We start from the raw sequence: 20,821 nt of genomic DNA, 5'->3' as shown, positions 1-20,821 counted from the left end.
ACGATGATGTTGACCTAACCTAACCTAACCTAACCTGTTATCGAGCCTGACGTCGATTAAGTGTTTGCTGTCGCCGTTGAGGCAGTGGATCGAGCAGCAGCTGCGCGCATGATATCGGCCAGCAGGGCATAAGCGCTAGACCAGGCGCCTTTCACCTCCGGCGTCCACCCCGATCCGAGCCCTTGCTCCAGCGTCCACAACAGAGCCGCACCGACCGTTTCGTAATGAGCGTCGGTGACTCCGAATTGGGCATGGCGGCGGCCCAGATCTTCAATGGTAGGAACAAGCGTCTCGAGATGATCGAGCCCCCCTACGATCATCGTGAGGGTTTGAAAGAGCTTCCGGCGCTGCTCCGTTAGGTCGGTTGTCTTGAAGAGCTGCCGCGTTGTTGCGTCGATCTCAAAAAGCCGGTCGTAGAACAGGCGCGTCGCCGCGTCTGCCATTGGCTCAACTTTCTGCCACGTTTCTTTCACGAGTGCCTTCTGTTCAGGGGACATTGTATGCTCCAAGACAGTTCAGGATTTTGGCTTGGCAGCCAGTCCCCCTTACCCACCGGCCCGCAGCCGTCAGAGGCCGCGACGGCCCATCGCTGGGCCTCGACCTTCGCTCCGCCCGCGAATCGTCTGCCCGCTCCGGCCCGCACGCTAGGCCATCACGTTGTGCCGTTCGTCGCGAAGTCCGGGTCGACGGTGCAAATCTCCTTGGCGGCCAACTGGAGGTCGAACTTGCTGCCGCTACCGTACTCCTTGGGGAGGAAGCCCATAGCGAACTCAAGCTTATAAGACTCGGCATTACCGGCTTGATCTTGGCAAAGGCCTCGTGCGGGCTTCGCGTTGCGTCTGCATCGGGAACTTGCGGTGCAAGCAAGTTCTGCGCGAAGTCACGCGCGGTCTCCCGCAGATTCTGCTGTTCTGTCGTCAGCCTGAAATCGATGGCCATTGCGCGGCGCCTCCCTCAATGAAGGCCCGAGGGTAGCGCGGAGGTCCGACGAGTGACGGTGCGCGCACTTGCCGATGGCTCTCGCGCTCCCCCTTACCAAATTTACCACGAACTGTGACGGTCGCGCTAGATGCAGATGCCATCAAGCGCGCCAGCTAGCTGCGGGTTGTTAGGATTTTCAAGCGGGAGCAGTGGAAGCGACCATGGACGGTGTAGGTAAAGGCGCCGGAGGTGAGTACGGGCTGCCATGCGCACCATTGAAGCGGTGTTTGCAATGCCAGACAGCCCAAATATGATGCTACTTTCCGACGATGGCACAGACAAATGCAAGAAGGCGGATAAGGCTCAGAAGTTTTTTTCGAGCTTGATATTGCAGGCGCAGACATGACGCCATGCGAGCACGCATCGCTCTTTCGGCGAGAAGTGTATTGCTCCAAGCGGGAAGAGGTTTTTTCTTGCAATCATACTGAAGTGACGAGGCGCCTCGGCACGTGCTGGCGCAAAGTTGCTCGCGAAAACTGAGACTAGGAGGAGCGTTGCGAAGGTGGACATTAGGCAATAGTTTCGGAGATCAGCGCCTTTTGGCGATAGGGCGGAATACGAATGCTCCTCGGTCGAGTCTAATTGTCAATCAGCTTACCACAATGGTCCAAATTAAACCTGACGGGTATGACGGGTTCGTCGTAATCATACGTAGGTGCGTGCGCCTATCCTCAATCGTCTATAGACGGTCGAGGAACCACCCTCACGACCGCTCAGCCAGCCGGCAATGTAGAGGAATGACTCGATGACAGAGACTGTCGACACTTGGACCATAGCCATGGAAACCGCGCTTGCTTGCGTTCCCGCTGATCTTCGCCTTGATGTTCTACGGAAGCTGACGGATGACGAGACCGAGCGACGCAGGCGCCCGTTCCTAATCGGCTGGAAAAAGCGCGGGCATGCCGTGGACGAAGCAACGAGCGTGATCGTGCAGGTTCTGGTGCGCGACATCGCCAACTGCCACAGCAAGGCGGATGCCGCCGCCGTGTTGTTTCGGAACCATCATGGGCGAGGCACCGGGAGCTGCTGGTTGCCGGATTATCTCGATGGGCTTCCTGGCATCATAGTGGACCGCAAGCGCTGCATCGAGGTTTCCGAGCGCAAACACAGGAGCAAAGCTCAATGAAGGCGAGCACGCTGTCGTCTAGAGCATTTTCCGATCACGTTGCATTGTATCCGGCGGCGGCTTCATCGCCCAGCAATGCATCGCCGTCCTGGTCGGCGGTACCGGTACCGGAAAGACCAATCTGGCCATCGCAATCGCCAGAAGCTGCATCCACTCCGGCGCGCGCGGTCGCGTCTACAACATGGTCGACCTCGTCAACCGTCTCGAAAGCGAGACCCGCAACGGACGTCAGGGCAGGTTCGCCGAACATCTAACTTGGATGGACTTCATCGTTCTCGACGAATTGGCCTACCGTTCACTCAATCCGGCGACCAGCTTCTGCTCCACCTCATTAGCCGGCTTTACGAGCGCACATATCCGTCATCCTCACCACGTGCGGGATATATTGGCCTTCAGAGTTTTGATGCGATCGTTAGGCGGTGCGGCTTATGAAAGAACGTTTGAAGACTCAGCCAGTGCATATCGTTGGGCAGCCGAAGGGCAACCGTTCTTTCGGGATAAAGTCATCAGCTATGAGATTTTTGAAGACGGCAAGTTGATCGAGGCGAAGCGAAGTGCAACAGCGGATGAAGAAGAACACCTTCGGCAATACTCCGCGCTAGCGGTCACCGTGATCACGTTCGTTATCCTCGATTTGATCTTCATTGCGGTTGTGGGGAATTGGGGTCTCTTGTGGGGATGGATTCCAACAGGACTAATCGCGTTGATAGTTGGCAATCAAGTTCGCTCGGTAAGCTTAGGGCATACTCTTAAGCACGGATCGTTTTTCCTCTTGCCTCCGTGGTGGTAAAGCTTTGCGAAACCACGGTTTGACGTGATCGATGCACGACGCAAATCGCTGTGCGCCTCCGGCACTTCGGCCCGGGCGGTCGGTAGTCCCTTCGGCGGCCGACTCTGAGGCTTTGGCGATGGGCGGGTAGATGGTAGGGCTGGCGCAAACCAGCTTTCAAAAAGTTTCTAGTATAACAATAAGTTAAGTGCTATTTTTTGGCGGAGAGAGTGTCCAAATCTGTATATATCGCCCTCAATCGCACACGTTCGCCGATATTCAAGAAACACATGCGCAATAGGCGCGAACTGTGCGCCGGGGCTCCCGCGCGTTCGTCCTAATTCGCGTCCAATCGTCGCGGAAATATGGGCCGGAGTATGGGCGAAAACGTTCGACGGAAGGTTGGGGGCGGCTGGAAATAATCCAAGCGCACAAGCACCATCAATCCTTCGACTTGTCGACACCAAATTCAAAACGCTCGCGATAGCCCTTCGAGGCGATCAATCGAAGCGAACGCCCTTGTCTAGGAGATTGGTCAGGACAACGGCGCGGGTATCAGCAGGTTGCACCGCTACATTGACGAAAGCACGGGCAACATCGCTCGCGAGGCTGCGCGCGCTCACCCGCGAGGCTGTCGACACCCTCCGCAAGCCTGCGCGGCCATGAACGAAGCGGCTTCGCAGTTCGAACAGGTCTTTGTAGCATTGTGACCTGGCGGAGTCGTTCAGCAAAGCGGCTAATCAGCCATGGCCATGTGACCCTAGCGAGCACAATGAAAGTATTGGGACTCCGCTGGGGCGAACCCATGCTGCAGTGTTGGCAAGCGCTATTGGATGGTCGAGCGGAGGAAGCTCACTCCTGCTTTGAGCGAGTTGCATCCGACGACGAAGGTCGGTACGGGCGATGCAGTCGTTCTTGTTAGCAATGCATTTTCGAAACTCAAACTCGTCAATGCCGCCGCGAAAACATGGCGTCGATTGAACGGCGAGAACCAGTTGCCAAAGGTCGTTCAAGGCGTCAAATTCAAAAACGGAATCGAGGTCACTGAAATGACGGCTCACCACGCCGCCTGATCAACCTCGTCACCCAAAACCCCGCATAGCTCCGTGTGCCATCTGCGCGATGCGTGCCCCAAGCACCTTCGCAAGTTCGACGAGCTTGGGGCACGCATCATCCGTTTGAGCATTTGTCGTTGCGACGGACCGGCTTTCGGTATCGTTCGCAGTCCTTCCCGATGCAGATGTGGTACGGATGCTTGTGCCCTGATGGACCAGCGAGCGTTTATGGATTTGTTGCAGGATGCAAAAAACCGCCCGTATGTCTGCTCACTTGGGCGCGGGCTGCACCGTGAATGCGATCCTTCTCATATGTTTCGAGTCTGACCAGCAGCTCACGCTACCGCATCAGATTGAAAATCGACCTACTTTTTACAGGGCTGTCCGTTTGGCTGGACGCAAGGTTTGGCAGCTTGCGGTGCCGGATGGGCTGCGGGTGGCGGAGCCGGACGAGCAACTGGTGGGGGAGAAGCTGGCCGCGCTGCTGTAACTGGAGGTGAGGCAGGGCGCGCAACGGGTGGTGGAGTAGGCCGCGCCATTTGAGGTGGTGGCGGAGGAGCAGGTCGGGCCATTGCTGGAGGCGCTGGCCGCGCAACTGCGGCTGAGGGTGGGGCAGCGCGTGCGGCGGGCGGAGCTGGATGCGCGATTTGAGGTGGTGGAGGAACTGGCCGTGTGGCCGGTGGAGGGGCTGAGTGTGCAGCCGGTGGCGGAGTCGGGCGTGCGATCTGCGGCGACGCGGCTGGTGCCGGAGGCTGTGAGATAATCGGCCTTTGTTGCGGTGCCTGCGCCGGTGAAACCGGCCGACTGCTTTGGTTATGTGGGCTCGGCAACGGCTGTACGGCAGCTTTGCCGCCCGATTGCGCAGGCGACACAGCTGGTAGCGCCGGCGTATGTTGCTGCGTTTGCGGATGTTGGGGCTGACCAGGAATCGGCGGCTTGCCATTCACTGAAGGCGGCGATTGTGCACCGGGAACGCCGGACAATGGTTGTACAGCTGACTTCTGACCGGGCGATGCCGGTGACTGCGGCGGGGTGACCACAGCAGGTTTTGCGCCGGCGTCCTGCTTCGGAGGCTGTGTCGGTGAACCCGGCTGACCGCCGGGACTTGGTAGAGGCTGCACAGCCGCTTTGCCTGACGGGGTGGGCGAAGCTGGCGTGGTCGGATGCTGGGGCTGACCGGAAATCGGCGGCGTGCCGTTCGCCGAAGGCAGCGGCTGCCCACCAGGCGTGCCCGGTAGCGGCGCTGTTGTCGATTTGCGGTCAGGCGAGGTGGGCATGGCCTGTTCTTGCGCGGTAGGCGTGTGGCCAGGCTGCGTGGTTGCGGGTTGTGGTTCCGGTGCCGGAGGCTTGGTCTGTTGCACCGGTACTTGCGGGCCCTGGTGCGGCGCGGTCACCGCCGCTTTTTTCGCTACCGTTTTCGGCAATGCCGGTGCGAGGAGAGCGGCGCCAGCGACGGCCGCTCCGGCGGCAGCGACGCCGGGAGATACGCCGTGCGGCGGTGTAGCTGCGATACCGGGAGCGGTCGGCGTGGTAGGCGCGCCCGATGCAGGCGTAGCAGGCTGCTGCGCGGCAGGTTGCTGTGTGGCGCTTGGCGTTGCTGCCGGAGTTGCGGATACCAGTTGCGGTGCGAGCGCCTGTGCCGGCGTCACCGTCTGCGCCTCGCCACCCGGCCTGGTGATCGTGACCATATTGGTGGTGTTGTTGATCACCACCGTATTGTGAATGTTGTTGTAGATGACGTTCGGCGGCGGCGGCGCCACGTAGGGCGGCGGGCTGTAATATGCGGGCATTGGCACATAATCGGGGACCGGCAGCACGAACGCCGCGAATACGGGCGGCGGCGGTGCCAGCACGACGAAATCTGGTGGTGGCGGTGGCAGGAAGAACACCGGCGGTGGCGGCGGTGGCGCGAATCCATAGTCCGGATCGTCAAAGACCAGCACCGGCTGACGGAAATATACGACCTCGTCTTCGGGCGGCGGCGGGATATCGTAGCTGATTGCGGTGAACGTCGGGGGCGGCTCAAATGCTGCGGCGAGATAGGCGAGGCGGCGATGGGCGTCGCCGACGTGCGGCCCGTGGGGATAGCGGCGCAGATACGACCAGTAGGCCTGTGGTGTGTCAACACTACGTGTGTGCCGCCAGGTGATCGCTTCCCGGCGCGCGGCGACAATGGCGCGGACGCGCCTCGCCATCGGATCGTTCGGATAGGCGGCGAGAAAATCAAGGTAGCCTCGTAACGTATCGCGTTCCAGCGCAGCGACATACGCATCCTGCGCGTCGAGATCGCGGATGGGTCTCGCACGCATCGAGGCAATTTGTTCATTTGATGCGGTCGGTGGTGGAGCGTCAGGCGCGCGGTCGAAGAACATAAAAGGCGCCTCGATCTTCGATGCGCTCCAAGGCACTTCGCCACCCTTGGTCATTTCATTGACGCGCAGACGGGTTCGATCGAACACCTCGGCGAGCGGCAGGCCGCCGGTACGGATCATTTCGGCGAGCGCCTGCGCATAAGCGCCGTACGGCCCCGTCTCCTGCGGCGCCACCGTACCGGGAGCCGCATTGAAGGCGATCAACATGTGCGGTTCGGGCTCCACCAGCGCGAGGCCGCTGGCCAACGGCTGGCCCGATCTGGCGAACGGATTCGCGCGTGCCGCATCGAGGATGACAATACCCGCTTTGATCTTCAGCGCTGCCAGCGGCCGGATATAGTCGGATAGCCGCAGCGTTTCGAGCGGCACATCGGTATCGTGCGCGAGCTTCGCATCGACGGGTACGAAGTAATTCTCGCCTTCGAGTTGTACGCCGTAGCCACCGAGATAGATGACGGCGACGCTGTCTGGTCCCGATGCGCTGACCTTGTCGAGAAACTCACGGAACGTACGGCGCAGCGTGTCCTGGTCGAGATCACGCGCACCGACCACGTCAAAGCCGGCAGCCTGCAATGTCTGAGCAATCAGGCCAGCATCGTTCGCTGGCGTGGGTAATGCTTCTGGCTGATAGGCGGCGTTGCCGATCACCAGAGCGATACGCTTTTCCGCTTGTTGCGCGTTAACCGGGGATAGCGATGTGACCGCGACAAGCGCGAGCGCAATGCAAGCCAAAAAACGCATGAGTGTTGCCCCGGCAATGACCGTACCGATTGTGCATTTCATCGAAGATGCCGTGAATGGCGTCTGAACGAAATCGCCCTAAATTATGGCGAGGTTTTGGTTGTCGTGCGGACTGCAACCGATCCGAAAATTGGTATTCCAGCTTTAAAGTAGCCGAGGGATCAGGAGCCAAGTCAAAGGCGACGATCAGGCCTCCCGTTGTTGGAGTTGAACCCGACGTGCGGAGGTGCGGCTATCCGTTCGATTCGGGGGCGTACCGCCTCGTCATAGCGGACGCCCCACTTCTCGATCCTTGCGTGGGTCGCTTCATGCACGATGGCGGATGCGATCCATTCAATCGTGGTGGTTTCAGAAGCGACGACCCGCTCGTCAAGCAGGCAGGCGTTCGAGGAATGCAGATAGCAACCGGCTCCGTGCGGAACCAACTGCACCCAGATTCGAGCAAGAGAACTCTTGATACGTCGATAGTGAAGTGGAGAAAAGCGTTCGATCAACCGAAGGGCGGCTTCAACGCGTTGCAAGGCTCGCTCGGGATCATCCGAATACGCACTTCCGATCCAAAGACCATCGATCACGCGGCTTTTCGAAAACCACAGATCCATCCTCTCAACAAGAGAGGGCTTTGTTACTGAGGAGACGCGAGAAATGGTGGCTACCATCGCCTCAGGTCATCGTGAACATGTTTTCCCGATGGTACGAGCAGATCGGTTTCGACGGGTGTTCAAGCCACAGCGGGCGACGCACGTTCATCACCAATGCAGCGAGAAAGATTTCACTCGTCGGTGGCTCTCTCAGGGATGTGCAGATGTTAGCTGGGCATACTAGCCTGCGGGTTACACAGAGATACATCGATGCCGATCAAGATGCCCAACGGAAGATCGTTGAGCTGATATGACTTCATGCGTCGGTGGTTTGACTAGGTAGGGCGACTCCGCATCTTTCGCTATTGTGTGCATACGGACTCAAGCTCGACATTGCGTTAAGTCCGAAAAGCGCCAGGAGCGGTCATGATCAATCACGCCATCGGGGACTGACACGCGTGCTCGGTTACCGTCGCGACGGTGACGGTAGTGCCCTTGAAGATGCCCAAGCTCAGTTGAACGGATAATAACGAAGCGAGAAGAAGGCGATGTTGTTGCTGGGAGTAAGCCCCACGTTTGGCGTGCCTGTCCCAGTAGGGAGCCCCGGGAATGCGGTCAACTTCACGTATTCGTACTGCAGCCCGGTCCTGACGCGCCCCAAATCGCCCTTGTAAAGGTCCTGCCAGAATCCAATTGTGAACTCCTGTGCCTTCTGAACGTGGAAGGTACAGGTGAAACCGGCGATGGGCGTGTTGAAGGTACCAAGCGTGCCGCCAGTCAGATTCTGACTGAAGCACCCGTCGTTGATGAAATTCGGATTTCCCCAACCGCCCTGTGTGGCCGCGACGGTCCACGAATTGGCGTAGCTCCGGTCCTGGCCATAATAGACATAAATGTCATTGCCTTTGATCGGATGGGCTACCGCCCCCACGAGGAATGACAGACCGGTGACTGGCGTCAGCGACCCGTTCGGTCCAATAACGGCGTCGGGCAACTGGCTCGACATGTAACGGCCGACGCCCTGACCGTACATGACACTGCCTTGCAGATCGAGAACCTTCGAAATCACGGGCAACAACACGCTACCGCCAACTCCCCATGCGAACGTGGTCTTCTGCGACCAGCTGTTTGGAATGGTCGAAATTGCGACCTGATCGCTGAACCACCGTTGCAAGCCGAAGACTTCGTAGTGACCGAAGCCCGGATCGAGCGCAAACTTCTCGATGACATCAGGCGCGATATCGTTCGAGCAGGTCGCCGTACCGTTGAGATGCGACGCACCGTTGCAATTGTTGTTGATGCTTGTGACAATCGGCGCGGGCGGCGCAACGGTCCCGGCGCTGACGCCACCCGGGAACGTGATTGCCGGCTCCTCGATCGACAAACCGAACCAGGCAAGATTGTCCCAATCGTAGACCAACCGGACCTGAGGGGTGCGCAACCAATCGAAGCCCGGGACGTACTGAGCGTTGATGGTCACCGGCGCGTTTTCGGTGCCCGGAAGCATACCGACCTTATTTTGAGTCAGGAGACTCCATGCTTGTCCCGCAACAGCGTGAATGTGGTAAATGTCGTTGTCGTACTGGGCATATAACTGACGTATGCGGGGAGTAAAACTGTTACTCTCGCGGTTGTTCGCATCCGTTGAGGCGCCGAGAAAATCCATTTCGTAGTAGGCTTTCAAGTGCTGGTTCGGATCGATGTCGCCATTCACATTCAGGGCAATCCGACTCTGCTGTGCGCTCATCCGAAACTCCCTTTGGTTCCAGAGCGCCGAATTTTGCAGCGGGATTCCCGGATTTGCGAACGGCGGATCGCTCGCGCCATTCGATACTTCGTTATGTTGGCGCCACGCTCCTTCGAGCGCGATAAAGGACCCGGCCATTGAGACGTGAATGCCATCGAACCAGTAAGGTAGACCCTTGATCGGCATCGATGCCACAGGTTGCGGCGGCGGGATAATGATTTCATTGCCATTGCGCGCCGTAACGATCTGCGATGGCGCCGCGCGTGCGTTCGTATGCGCTGCGCCTGCCTGGGGATGCGCCGTGCCTACACGCTGCTGAGCCAACTGCTTCCTGTTCTGCGCCAGCTCCCGCTGCATTGCTTCCATTTGCCGCTTCATGTCGTCGATCTGTCGCTGTAATTGTGCTTCATCGGCGTGAGCCGGGACAATCGCGATTTGGGATGCTCCGAACACCATCCCAAGCAGTAACCCGGTGATTCTTTTTTTGATCTTGAGACTGTCTCCTCGTCTCTCCTGTTGCGGAGAGCACGAGCGTGCAAGCGCATGTGTTGAGAGCCAAGAGAGTAAAATGACCCTGGACGCCCTCGGACTGCGGTTCATGACAACCTCCTGCGTAACAAAGACAAAGCTGAAGCCAACCAGCAGCATGAAGCTTCTGTAGCGTCAATGAATGAGGGATGATGTTCGTGTATGGCTAAAGCGATATCGCCACGGTGCTGCACAAATCTTCGTGTGGCACCGGAATGGCTAATGACAGCTGCAAGCCGCATGAGGGGCTCCTTGCTTTGGCATGCGCTAATTCTCCCTCCGGGTCATTCACGACGATTTTGGCATGTCCACAACATGTCCGGTTATGGGGTAATCTGGGAAGTGCTGATTGTGCGGATTTTACGATGCAACGGCATAAAGCCCATTGATGCCAGATTGCGCTGATCGGAAAAAAGCCTTCCCGATGAGTCAAATTGAGCTGTCACGGTTCTATAAATATTCCTGAAATCTCAGGATCGACGCTCAGTGCGCGTCCCGTAACGTCGGACTAAAGAGAGTTCGGGGCAATGCGGTTATTAATCCGGTGGACTGAGACACTGGTGAGCTGGCGAGCTTTATACAAATGGCCAGAGCAGACGAGGTCAGCATAAAAAGTCTGCACGAGAGGTGGAAAAGCGTCAGAGAACGCCACCACCAGAGGGAACACCTCCGATAAATGACTGCACCGGGCAGGAGGCTCCTTCGCTGCACTCTGCTGGACCAACGACGGCGACGGAAATCTTTCCGACAAAAGCCCAACCAAGAACCAGCTGAAGACCATCATTCGTGCACTAACGACAAACCCCGATGTCTCGTCGGTGTCGCTTGATGGCGGGCAGAAAAGTCTACTATTCCGACAGTCCGAGCGGTGTGATCGTCCGCTGTCTACATAGAGCGATGGTACTCAAAGTATTGATGATATTTGGTCCATTCTATCATCAGTTCTCATAAGCAATTGGCTAGCTATTATAATTCTTCCGCTCGCTTAGAACGGGCTCCCGCAACTGATTATGGAAATGTTTCGCGGTGCATTTTCGTAACCGGTTGTGTCCGACAAGGACCAGCAGGCGACATCAATCGATCACCTTGTGGGACGCCGGCGATGAGGGCGCGCCCGCGGAAAAGCTCGCGACCAGTTCGCGCAGATACGTCCTGATAGCAACTGTATCTGCCGCTAGCCGGGCGCCGTTCGTGCGAAATAGAAACTTGATACGCAGCCCGCTGGGATCGATTTCTTGCGCGCCGCAGGACAACGCGGCATCGGCGGTGGACGCTTCATTGCCGTCGCAGACGAGTACGAACGGTTCTCTGGATTCGATCAACCGCTGATGCAGCCGCTTTTCTATCGCGTAGTTGCCGCCGCTCAGGATGGCACCGTCCATCTCGGGACCGTAAATCGTGGCGCGTTCTATCTTCCGTGCTGGATGCTTCTTGTCGGCTAGCTGGCACACGAGGATAAGCGTCTCATCGCGCGCCGACGCGCAAGTCGTTGCCGTCCAACTCTCCACATGTGAGCTGCCGAACTTCCAAGGATACAGATTCACAGCGACCGGCCCGATCACTTGATTGTCTCGGAGCCCCCGCCCGCACATTTCCTTGAGACCATGCTCGCTATCGAAACTGAAATGGCTAACGTGAGTTGATCCGATTTTGTGCAGTACATCGACGGCAAAGACCGGGGTCGCCCTTACATGCAGCGTCATGTTCGCCGCGGTCACGCGATAAGCGGCTGCGGCGCAAGCCCGATCGGAGGGCCGCTTGAGCCATGCCATCGTCTCCGCAGGTCCAGAATAGGCGATGGGTGGCAAGATATAGCCAACCACAGCGACTACTATGAACCGATAAGGGTGCCGGCTCAATGGCGCTATCCAGAGCGTTGCCGCGCGCGTGAGCAGTCCGCAGCATAGCCCCCCAATACCGGTCAGTATGAAAAGCAGGCCGATGATCGAACCGGCGGAACCGTCCGCCCTCGCATTCGCGTATGCTGCGACGATGAGGGCGATGAAGCCCGTGATTAGAAGCGAACGCCAGCCCGGCAGCGCGAGGCCGACAAGGAAGGCGAGCGTGTACAGCGTCGCGACGTTGCTGTCGTCGAGCAAGAACATGCCGGCTCTCGGTAAAATGCTCCAGTGACGTATGCCAAGCCTGCTGCCCCATCACCACAAACATCTGCCCGTAAACCTAACGAACGTTTACCGTTGATTTCGCAACACCCAGTGCCGATCTGAGCGGGATCAGGCGACTTTCGGCTTTTAGTTCAGATGATCGGCCGCGGACTATCGTATCCGCGGTTGGTCTGCTGGCGGAAGAAAGGTAGCGTAGTTGTCCAAGGTCGGCATGGGCGCGAGGCATGTCCGCCTTTGGGTCACAAGCTGATGTCGGAGCCGTGGCGGCAAAGGTCTGCTATGGGCCGATTGTGTTGAAAAACTCCGGGTTGTGAACGGTCAGAAGCGCTGATTCACTCAGGCATCCAAGCCTGGGGCGAAGCCATGATGGGTGAACGGCGAATCGATCAAGCGGCGCTTTTCTATCTATTCTCGCTGGAGCGGCACGTGCCGGCGGACCACATGCTGCGGGCGATCGACCGGTTCGTCGATCTGCAGGGTGTGCGGGCGCACTTGGCAGCGTTCTACAGTTCGACGGGTCGCCCCTCGATTGATCCGGAGCTGCTAATCCGGATGCTGATTGTCGGCTACTGCTTCGGCATCAGATCGGAGCGGCGTTTGTGCGAGGAAGTCCACCTGAGCCTCGCCTATCGTTGGTTCTGCCGATTGTTCGCCATCAGCGCCCCTGAGACAAATTGAGGGCCTTCACGAACGGAGGATTTCTGGTTCATCGTAGCCGTAAGGAGCGAAGATGAAGCAGAAATCGGGGCCGGGCAAAGCGCCGGCAGAACAAGTGCTGAAGGACATTCGGCGCCAAACCCGTCGGCAGTATTCGGCTGAAGAGAAGATCCGCATCGTTTTAGAGGGACTGCGCGGCGAGGAGAATATCTCCGAGCTTTGCCGCCGCGAGGGCATCGCTGCCTCGATGTATTACGGCTGGTCCAAGGAGTTTCTGGAGGCCGGCAAACGCCGGCTGGCGGGCGACACGGCGCGTGCTGCAACGTCCGGCGAGGTGAAGGATCTCCGTCGTGAAGCCACAGCCTTGAAAGAGGTGGTCGCTGACCTCACCCTGGAGAATCGCCTGCTCAAAAAAAGTTTGAACGGAGATGGGGAGGACGAGGCATGAGGTATCCTGCGTCCGAGAAGGCCGAAATCATCGAGCTTGTCGAGCAGTCACATCTGCCGGCCAAGCGCACGCTGGACAAGCTCAGCATCCCGCGAGCCACGTTTTATAGATGGTACGATCGCTATCGCGCGGGCGGCATTGAGGCGTTAGTCGATCATCGGTCGAGGCCGGACCGGGTCTGGAATCGCATCCCCGACGATGTGCGAGGCCAGATCATTGGACTAGCGCTGGAGCTTCCGGAGCTGTCGCCGCGCGAGCTGGCGGTGCGCTTTACCGATGAGAGAAAGTACTTCGTCTCCGAAGCTTCGGTCTATCGGCTACTGAAGGCGCACGACCTCATTACCAGTCCGGCCTATGTGGTCATCAAGGCCGCGGAGCAGTTCAAGGACAAGACAACCGCCATAAACCAGCTCTGGCAGACCGACTTCACCTACCTCAAGATCACTGGCTGGGGTTGGTACTATCTTTCGACCGTGCTGGACGACTTCTCGCGCTACATCGTGGCCTGGCGGCTCGGCCCCACCATGTGCGCTTCCGACGTCACGGCGACGCTGGACTAGGCGCTCGCGGCCTCGGGGCTGGACCACATCAATGTAAAGCAGCGGCCCCGACTTCTAAGTGACAAGGGATCAAGTTACGTCGCGGACGACCTGGCCAGGTGGCTCGAACATAAAGACATGCAACATGTGCGCGGCGCGCCGTATCATCCCCAGACCCAAGGCAAGATCGAGCGCTGGCATCAGACCTTAAAGAACCGCATCCTGCTCGACAACTATTACCTGCCTGGCGATCTCGAGCGGCAGATCGCCGCCTTCGTCGAACATTACAATCATGCCCGCTATCACGAGAGCATCGACAATCTGACCCCGGCTGACGTCTACTTCGGCAGAGCTGAGACGATCCTCGCAGAACGCCAACGCATCAAGCGCGACACCATCGCAAACCGTCGCTTGCAGCATCGACTGCAGGCCGCTTAAACTCTAACCCCAGATGAACCAGAGCCTCTCTTCGCGAGCCACCTAATCAGTCTCAAATCATCTGACGACGGACATCGGCCATCAACGCTTGAGTTGATGGATCTGGGCGAACGTCGAGTGTGGCTTGCGCAAGCGCGCCTCGCATAACCGCAATTAGCTCTGCATCAAACATGTTGAATCTCCGTTTTGGCAGCGCTGTATCATGCATCGGTGACGGCTGTACTGCGGAACTCTGACGACGATGAGTCGATAGAATTAAACTTCGGACAGGTTGAGTCACATCGTCACACGACGATGTGATTGCTCATTACATTACCATCACCAACCATCGTGCGACCGCGGATGTCCGGCGCGCGGTTGGATCTAACGATACTGTTGGGGTGGATGGCGAGCACCATCACTATGCGGAAAGAGATCGACGCTGCGTTCGCCGGTTAGCTAACCTTAACGATTGAATTGAAGATTGAGAAATTGACAACCTGACAGTGTAGAGGCCTTCCTATCTGCAAAAATTGGAGGCCGGAATGATTAGGCGGATCGCGATTGCTTTAATCCTACTGGCCGCGCCAGCGCTTGCCGAGCAGGCTGCCATCGAGGGCCTAGCGCAAGTTATCGACGGAGATACGATTGCAGTTGAAGGGACGGCGCCGCGTATCCGTCTAGCTTATATCGATGCGCCCGAGAGTACCCAACCTTGTTATGATGCGGACAACAAGCGATACCTATGCGGCTCTCGCGCTGCCGCGGCGCTGGCGGAGATTGTTGGTCGTAGTGGTCGGGTTTCTTGCACCGAAAAGGATCACGATCGTTACGGTCGCATTGTTGCGGCTTGCTTTGTAGGAGCAGTCGATATCAACCGCGAAATGGTCAGGAGGGGTTGGGCTGTCGAGTATAGAAAATATTCGGATGGCCGCTACGCCCAAGATGAGGCGGAAGCTAAGGCTGCGAAGCGAGGACTTTGGGTGGGACGTTTCGACGAGCCAGCAACATGGCGGCATAGTGCCAAGGCAGGGCAATTGTTCGCGATTGCCGGAGCCGCTGCGGCCTCCGAATCTTCGGAAGCGACGACGTCAGCCACTAGCTGCAAGTCGGCACATACCTGTCGTGACGCCGTAATCCTATGGTGCGGCGGCTACAGCCGCGCCGATAATGATGGTGATGGCATACCCTGCGAAAACGTCTGTAGGACGCTAAAGCAGGGAGAAGCCCTCAAGAAGGGTGCCGGCTGCGTCGACTGATCCTCAGGTATTCGCGGTCGAGCTGCGATCGTGGCTGCGAGCTGCGATCCTCGATGGCGCGGTTGCCGCGGTGCGCGAGGAATATCAAAAAGATCTGGCTGCGCTTGAGGCCATGGACGAGGCGGAAGATGACGCGCCATACGTCCCGGGGTTGGACGTGGCGTCGCTGCCGGCGCAGCTTTTGAGGGCGGTGCGGGTTTAGGTGATCTATGCACGAGTCATGCATAAGTCGCTTTTCGGAACTGCATTGAGCGCGCTGCGGAGTTGAAGCCGCATCTCTCGGATATTTGCCATTTCAAGATATAGTTCGTGCTGTTGAATGGCGAGATGGGCGAGTGAAAGAGAAAGAAGGGCCTGTCGTGCTTGGTCGGTTGAGGGAATACTCATGCATTGCTCACTTCCGGCCCCCCGTTGGTGAGATTTACAACCGCGCCAGGAAAGCACGGGGCTTCTGAATGTCGCCTGAATGCTCGCGGCGGTGAGACGGAAGCGGGCCGAGGTAAGGCGGGAGCGCTGTGAGGCTTGCAAAAAGGCCCGCCGGACGGAGGGTCACAGCGGACCAATTTGGGTTCGGGTATCACAGGGGCTGTGGAGCCCGTTCCGATGATTCAATGCGGTCGGAAGAGGTTGGTTCCTGCGCCTCGCGCGAGGAATGGCAGGCAGGGATCATCAAAAAGACGAAGTATCGAGCAAGTCCTGGCGGCCGCTAAAGTATAATCCGGTTCCGCGAAATCAAGGTACGGATTCGCGTACTTGTTGTCCTAATATTTACGTCACTAGGTTACTGGCAACGCTTCGGATAGGAGAGCCGCAAGCCCGATCAAGATATTTTCTAGTTCAACGGGCGAGCAGCATCAAGCAATGGACCAGGTTATCGTCCCTGTTTTGTTATTTACCAGCGCATTGATAGGTGCGGCCGCAGGATCGCGCTTTAAAGTCTTCGCTCTTGTGCCCATAGCGATACTGATCGCTCTCGCCTTTGCCGCCGTCCTACACAAGAACGATTTCGGGGCCGTGAGCGGCATTGCCACTATAATCGCGTGTCTGGTCGTGAACCAGGCAGCCTATATAATCGTCCAGATATTCACTCCGGCAACCAATCTACTTTCCAATGAGGTATCCGACAGCGACCCAAGCTCCGGTCGCGAGCAGGGTGTCCGCAGCGATAACGGCGATTATCGCAATCAGAAGCCATCCCCATCGGGTGCCTTCAAAGCCAGCTTTTATATCCGCAAAAGGTAGCAAGGTCTTACTGGCTTGGTCGATGGACATGAGAGCTATCGATCCTGAGTAGAAAGGCGACAGCAGAGGGCGGCCTGACCGGCGCGCTTCCAACTCAGTTCCCTTATGTTAGTTCCATTAAATTAGCTGAATTGAACCTAAAATGCGTCATTTCGCCCCTCACGATTTTCGTGGACGGTAGATCATTCATCCCTTGACCAGCTTCCGTTTTGCCACCTATGGCCGTTCCTTCCTTCCGGATTGCCGATCGGCGGTGGAGTGTCGCCGTAGACGGCCCGATAGAAGTTGATCCGTGCCATGAATACGAAGGGGCCGCCGTGCTCGGCAGCCTCGTGGAGCACTCTTGCGGCGCGCTGCCATGGCTCGGTGTTGCGCTCTTTCTTTGGCCGGCTAATCGCATATTCCGCCGCTTCGCCAATCGTCCGTATCGTGCTGCCATCTGGCATAGGAATCGGATCAGCGAAGCGGTGGGACCAGTTCACCACATTGCTGTCTTTCCTGTCGATTGCGGGCTTTCGATCATCACTATGATGCAGCGCGTCAATACGGGCGCATCGCATCGTATGCGTGAGCAACGAATACGACGGTGCTGACCAAAAGCAGTGCGGCGACTGCGGCTTCCAACATGACGGCTTCCCTATACTTCGAGAGATGCGTAGCCGCTCAATGTTTCAGATAGACTTCATGGGACCAGGTAATTGGTTTCATCGTCGGCAAAATGGCTCTCGCTTGGATGCCTTTCCCAGCGGTGGCGCTTCTTACCACCGGGTTGCCGATCGTGGCGGTGACTCGCCAAACACGGCCTAGCAAAAGACGATACGCGCCATGAACACGAACGGTCCGCCGTGTTCTGCTGCCTGGCAGCGATGAACCGCTCGCGATTGCCTTCGCAGACATTCGTCAGCTTGATCGTTTGGAATGGTCAGCTCGGGTGCGAAGGAATGCCTCTCCGGCCGTGAACGTGGCGATCGCCTGAAACGGTAGCCCTCGCTGTCTCACCTTGACGAAACAACGTTTTGGGCTTGTACGTTCGTACAATGACATTGGAGAGTGACTATGGCCTCACCGCGACGAATTTACTTAACGGTATTAACAATATCATTAGTCCTCCTACGCTGTAGTCCTCCCGTGATCGCCGGTTGGAGGGAGCGAGTGCGCGCACGCAGTACCAACGCGTGATTGTGAGGGATAAGGCTTGTCCTGCTTTGTCCTAGCGGCCTCGCGCTCCTCGTCCTCATTTGGCTGCGCCAGCCGACCAGATGTGCTGTCGGAATTCCTGTGGCGCCACCCCTGTCGCCTTCCGAAATGTGCGAGCAAAGTGGGCCGGGGCCGAATAGCCGAGCGCGGCGGAAATCTCGGTGATCGAAGCCCGGGTTCCTTCCAGCAACTCGCGGGCGCGTTGAATGCGGATCACGTTCGTCAGCGTGCGGAAATCGACACTTCTCGGTTGAGCGCGCGCTGTAGCGACCGGACGCTGGTGTCGAGCGCCCGTGCTGCGCTCTCGACCGATGCCACACCGGTAAAGACCTGCGCCCATATCTGCGCGACGACCACGTCGAGGAAATTGTCGAGATTCGCGGGCGCAAGTCGGCCGCGGGCGACATCTTCGAGCGTAATCAGCCGCGCGTTGGCAGGCCGCACCGCAGGTCGACCGAGAAGGTGCGCGTCGAAATGGATCGAAGCGCCGGCAGCGTCGAACGCGACAGGGCAGGAAAAGGCGTCCTCGAAAGGCGTCAAGGAGCGCGGGCGCGGAATGTCCAGTTCGATCATCCGCGGTCGCCAGACGGGCGAGAGGAAGGAACGGAGTAGACTGAGCAGCGAGGCCGCGATGCCGCCGGCGAGATGGGTGTAGCCCGGCCGTCCGCGCACGGCGCTGACATAACAAACCTGCGCCACCCCGCTGGCGATGGAGAGCTCGATCCGGTCGCCGCTACAGTGATGATTCGGCGTGGATGCAGCGCGGACGATGGCGGCGTGCAGCGTATCGGCTGCCAAGACGTACTCGCCCCAAAGGCCGAGGTTGGACATCGACACGTCCGGCACGAACAGCAGTCCGAGGTTCGGTTCGCCCGCACCCCGTTCGGCGGCGTCGAGAAAGGTCGTCGCCGTGGCCTGTGGAATGAAGCAGTCGAGGTGCTCAATCGATTCGATGTCGAGCATCGTCGCTTGGTTGACCCGTCGCAGAACCCTATCTCCGAACGCCTCGCGCACGAAGGCGGATACACCGGCCATCGCCATGACCGAGATCACCGGCGGGGCGTTGCCCCCGGTACCTGATGATAAGATCCCGACCGTTGGCGCAAAATGGGTGGCGAGTTGAGAAACCGAATTCAAACTCATAAGGGTCTCGAATATCTTCGATCAACATTGTGGGAGCGGTGGGGGAGCAGCCGTCCAACCAACATGCACGCCAAAGGGTAGTTGAATGCACTCAAATCGCCACAAAATTATGAAAGGGATCGAATGATGATCCGCCGAACTTTGATCAGCAGCGTTGCCTTCATTCTCGCGGTCAGTCCTACCCTTGCTGACGTCTCGACCGAGACCGTCAAATCGCTGTCAGCGCCAAGCACGATCGACACCCGTGCAGGAAAGCTCGAGTTTCGCGATGGGGTGCCGACAGAGGAAGCCGCGCAGAAGATCTACGACACGCTGGACTTCACCCGCGCGCTCAATGTCTACAACAACAGTTTCCGGGGGGCGTCAGCTCTCGCCATCGTCAAGGGTGTTCAAGACATCGGCGCCAAGCCCGGCGATGTCGTCATCTTCTCCGACTTGATGGACTCCGGTTCGCTGTTTCTGACCGCGAATGCCGACACGGTCTATTACTTTACCGGGCTCGATCTGAGCAAAGGCCCAATGGTGATCGAGCAGCCGTCGGGCGGCATCGGCACGATCAACGACATGTGGTTCTCCTGGGTCATCGACATCGGGGCGCCCGGGCCGGATCGCGGCCTCGGCGGGAAGTATCTTATCGTCGGCCCTGACTACAACGGGCCGCTGCCCGAAGGCGGCTACTTCATCGCTCGTGCGAAGACGAATTTCGTACTGTATGCCTCGCGTGCGAATCTGGTCGACAACGACCCAAAGCCGGCCGTCGAAAACATCAAGCGCAACATGAAGGTCTATCCCTACCAGCCTGGTGCCTTCGGCACCAGCATCGCCCAGGCCCTCGAAGGGATCGTGCGGATTGCTGGCGAGCCGAAAATTCCCGAGACGAAGTTCATCGAGGCTTCCGGCCGCTCGTTCAACACGATCCCGCCCAGCGACTTTCGCTTTTTCGAGCTGATTAACGAGAACGTTCAGAACGAGCCCGCCACTAGCTACGACGTGGAACTGGCCGGCCAGCTCGCCGCGATCGGGATCGTGCACGGCAAACCATTCAAGCCGGACGATCGGATGAAGAAGATTCTGTCAGATGCGGCCGCAGTCGGACAGGCGACGGGCCGGGCGCTCAACTGGCGTTTTGCGATGAAGCATCCGGAGTGGGCCTACTATGAAGGCTCGCATTGGGGCAACATGCTGTGGGAAGGCGGCGCTTCCTTCGAGACGCCGCCGCCGCTGTTCGAGAAGGGCATGTTCAAGCTCCTGCCATCGACCGGCGCCCGCACTCTGGATTCCCGCACGGCCTTCTATTACGGCTATACGTTGGACTCGCCGGGTATGATCATGCGTATCCCCGGCGTCGGCTCGCAATATCTGATGGGTTTCCTCGACGCCAATGGAAAACCGTTTGACGGCGCGAAGACCTACAAGGTGGCCCTGCCTAAGGGCATTCCAGCTGAGGCGTTCTGGTCCTTCACGCTCTATGACAACCAGACACGCTCGATGTTGCAGACACCGCAGAAATATCCGCGTGCCGGCAGCCAAAACTATCCTTCGCCTGCCGCCGAGGCAGCAACCGACGGTGTCACGACGATTTTTTTCAGCCCCACCCAACCGAAAGGTGTCGCTCGCGGCAACTGGATTCAGACCGATCCGAAGAAGGGCTGGTTCACACTCCTGCGCCTCTACAGCCCCCTTCCGTCATTCTTCGACAAGAGCTGGCGTCCGAGCGAGATTGAGCAAGTCGAGCCGGTCAAGTGAACTGATATGCCGAGACGGCGGTAGGTATCCCAAGGGGGGCTGGTGGAATCACCGCCAGCCCACCGTAACGGCGCATAAAACCGCCGGCGTAGGACCACGGGACACAAATAAACCCCGCCGGCGCTGAGGCTCGCCGGCCGGTTCCAT

General features: G+C 58.3%; 16 protein-coding genes and 4 pseudogenes. 12 read left to right on the top strand and 8 right to left on the bottom strand.

Translation table 11 applies throughout. From position 1 onward, the window contains the following. Window positions 1-56 precede the first annotated feature (56 nt). Window positions 57-497, bottom strand: a complete 441-nt coding sequence (locus ACZ5IL_RS21185) for a globin family protein (protein ID WP_425907034.1) — start codon at window positions 495-497, stop codon at window positions 57-59. Window positions 498-1,186: 689 nt separating this feature from the next. Here ACZ5IL_RS21185 and ACZ5IL_RS21180 point away from each other — a divergent pair. The 5 genes and pseudogenes from ACZ5IL_RS21180 to ACZ5IL_RS21160 form a co-directional block, all read left to right on the top strand. Continuing rightward, window positions 1,187-1,327 (top strand): hypothetical protein, encoded by a 141-nt coding sequence (locus ACZ5IL_RS21180; protein WP_464594386.1) that lies wholly within the window; start codon window positions 1,187-1,189, stop codon window positions 1,325-1,327. Between the two features lie 399 nt (window positions 1,328-1,726). Further along, complete coding sequence (locus ACZ5IL_RS21175; RefSeq protein WP_464594385.1) at window positions 1,727-2,107, top strand: hypothetical protein; 381 nt, start codon at window positions 1,727-1,729, stop codon at window positions 2,105-2,107. A gap of 46 nt (window positions 2,108-2,153) precedes the next feature. After that, window positions 2,154-2,508, top strand: a pseudogene (locus tag ACZ5IL_RS21170) (ATP-binding protein); the annotation flags it as partial. A 2-nt stretch (window positions 2,509-2,510) separates the two neighbouring features. Beyond that, entirely contained in the window at window positions 2,511-2,897 is a 387-nt protein-coding gene (locus ACZ5IL_RS21165; protein ID WP_464594384.1) for a hypothetical protein, read from the top strand. A gap of 920 nt (window positions 2,898-3,817) precedes the next feature. After that, window positions 3,818-3,949: pseudogene (locus ACZ5IL_RS21160) on the top strand (IS256 family transposase); the annotation flags it as partial. Window positions 3,950-4,296: 347 nt separating this feature from the next. Here the strand turns inward: ACZ5IL_RS21160 and ACZ5IL_RS21155 are convergent. After that, window positions 4,297-7,044 carry a caspase family protein gene (locus ACZ5IL_RS21155; RefSeq protein ID WP_464594383.1) on the bottom strand — a complete coding sequence of 916 codons (2,748 nt, stop codon included), beginning with the start codon at window positions 7,042-7,044 and terminating at the stop codon, window positions 4,297-4,299. A 173-nt stretch (window positions 7,045-7,217) separates the two neighbouring features. Then, window positions 7,218-7,619: a hypothetical protein gene (locus tag ACZ5IL_RS21150; RefSeq protein ID WP_464594382.1), complete on the bottom strand. Its 402-nt coding sequence runs from the start codon at window positions 7,617-7,619 to the stop codon at window positions 7,218-7,220. A gap of 104 nt (window positions 7,620-7,723) precedes the next feature. Between ACZ5IL_RS21150 and ACZ5IL_RS21145 the strand changes: the two genes are divergently transcribed. Beyond that, on the top strand, window positions 7,724-7,939 hold the full coding sequence (locus ACZ5IL_RS21145; protein WP_464596955.1) for a tyrosine-type recombinase/integrase: 216 nt from the start codon (window positions 7,724-7,726) through the stop codon (window positions 7,937-7,939). A 197-nt stretch (window positions 7,940-8,136) separates the two neighbouring features. On the opposite strand, the gene ACZ5IL_RS21140 is transcribed toward ACZ5IL_RS21145, so the two are convergent. Together ACZ5IL_RS21140 and ACZ5IL_RS21135 are read right to left on the bottom strand one after the other, a co-directional pair. Continuing rightward, window positions 8,137-9,750 (bottom strand): hypothetical protein, encoded by a 1,614-nt coding sequence (locus ACZ5IL_RS21140; protein WP_464594381.1) that lies wholly within the window; start codon window positions 9,748-9,750, stop codon window positions 8,137-8,139. Between the two features lie 1,223 nt (window positions 9,751-10,973). Further along, window positions 10,974-12,005 carry a hypothetical protein gene (locus ACZ5IL_RS21135; protein WP_464594380.1) on the bottom strand — a complete coding sequence of 344 codons (1,032 nt, stop codon included), beginning with the start codon at window positions 12,003-12,005 and terminating at the stop codon, window positions 10,974-10,976. A 384-nt stretch (window positions 12,006-12,389) separates the two neighbouring features. Between ACZ5IL_RS21135 and ACZ5IL_RS21130 the strand changes: the two are divergent. The 5 genes and pseudogenes from ACZ5IL_RS21130 to ACZ5IL_RS21110 all read left to right on the top strand — a co-directional run. After that, window positions 12,390-12,674: pseudogene (locus tag ACZ5IL_RS21130) on the top strand (transposase); the annotation flags it as partial. A gap of 82 nt (window positions 12,675-12,756) precedes the next feature. Further along, a pseudogene (locus tag ACZ5IL_RS21125) lies at window positions 12,757-14,108 on the top strand (IS3 family transposase). 524 nt (window positions 14,109-14,632) lie between these two features. Next, window positions 14,633-15,346, top strand: a complete 714-nt coding sequence (locus ACZ5IL_RS21120) for a thermonuclease family protein (protein ID WP_464594379.1) — start codon at window positions 14,633-14,635, stop codon at window positions 15,344-15,346. After that, window positions 15,327-15,548, top strand: coding sequence for a hypothetical protein (locus ACZ5IL_RS21115; protein WP_464594378.1), 222 nt, complete (start codon window positions 15,327-15,329; stop codon window positions 15,546-15,548). Before ACZ5IL_RS21120 ends, ACZ5IL_RS21115 begins: the two co-directional genes overlap by 20 nt. A 659-nt stretch (window positions 15,549-16,207) precedes the next feature. Beyond that, window positions 16,208-16,588 (top strand): hypothetical protein, encoded by a 381-nt coding sequence (locus ACZ5IL_RS21110; RefSeq protein WP_464594377.1) that lies wholly within the window; start codon window positions 16,208-16,210, stop codon window positions 16,586-16,588. Window positions 16,589-16,770: 182 nt separating this feature from the next. On the opposite strand, the gene ACZ5IL_RS21105 is transcribed toward ACZ5IL_RS21110, so the two are convergent. From ACZ5IL_RS21105 to ACZ5IL_RS21095, 3 genes are all read right to left on the bottom strand, one after another. Continuing rightward, window positions 16,771-17,070 carry a hypothetical protein gene (locus tag ACZ5IL_RS21105; protein ID WP_464594376.1) on the bottom strand — a complete coding sequence of 100 codons (300 nt, stop codon included), beginning with the start codon at window positions 17,068-17,070 and terminating at the stop codon, window positions 16,771-16,773. A gap of 752 nt (window positions 17,071-17,822) precedes the next feature. Then, complete coding sequence (locus ACZ5IL_RS21100) at window positions 17,823-18,125, bottom strand: helix-turn-helix domain-containing protein (protein ID WP_464594375.1); 303 nt, start codon at window positions 18,123-18,125, stop codon at window positions 17,823-17,825. Beyond that, on the bottom strand, window positions 18,008-18,748 hold the full coding sequence (locus tag ACZ5IL_RS21095) for an AraC family transcriptional regulator ligand-binding domain-containing protein (RefSeq protein WP_464594374.1): 741 nt from the start codon (window positions 18,746-18,748) through the stop codon (window positions 18,008-18,010). The genes ACZ5IL_RS21100 and ACZ5IL_RS21095 overlap by 118 nt, the downstream gene beginning before the upstream one ends. Before the next feature lie 306 nt (window positions 18,749-19,054). On the opposite strand from ACZ5IL_RS21095, the gene ACZ5IL_RS21090 reads away from it, so the two are divergent. Then, window positions 19,055-20,674 (top strand): DUF1254 domain-containing protein, encoded by a 1,620-nt coding sequence (locus ACZ5IL_RS21090; RefSeq protein ID WP_464594373.1) that lies wholly within the window; start codon window positions 19,055-19,057, stop codon window positions 20,672-20,674. The last annotated feature ends 147 nt before the right edge of the window (window positions 20,675-20,821 follow it).

It is taken from the genome of Nitrobacter sp. CN101, assembly GCF_055390255.1.
The sequence above is the reverse complement of the archived record's forward strand: the minus strand, read 5'-3'. Positions and strand labels throughout refer to the sequence as shown.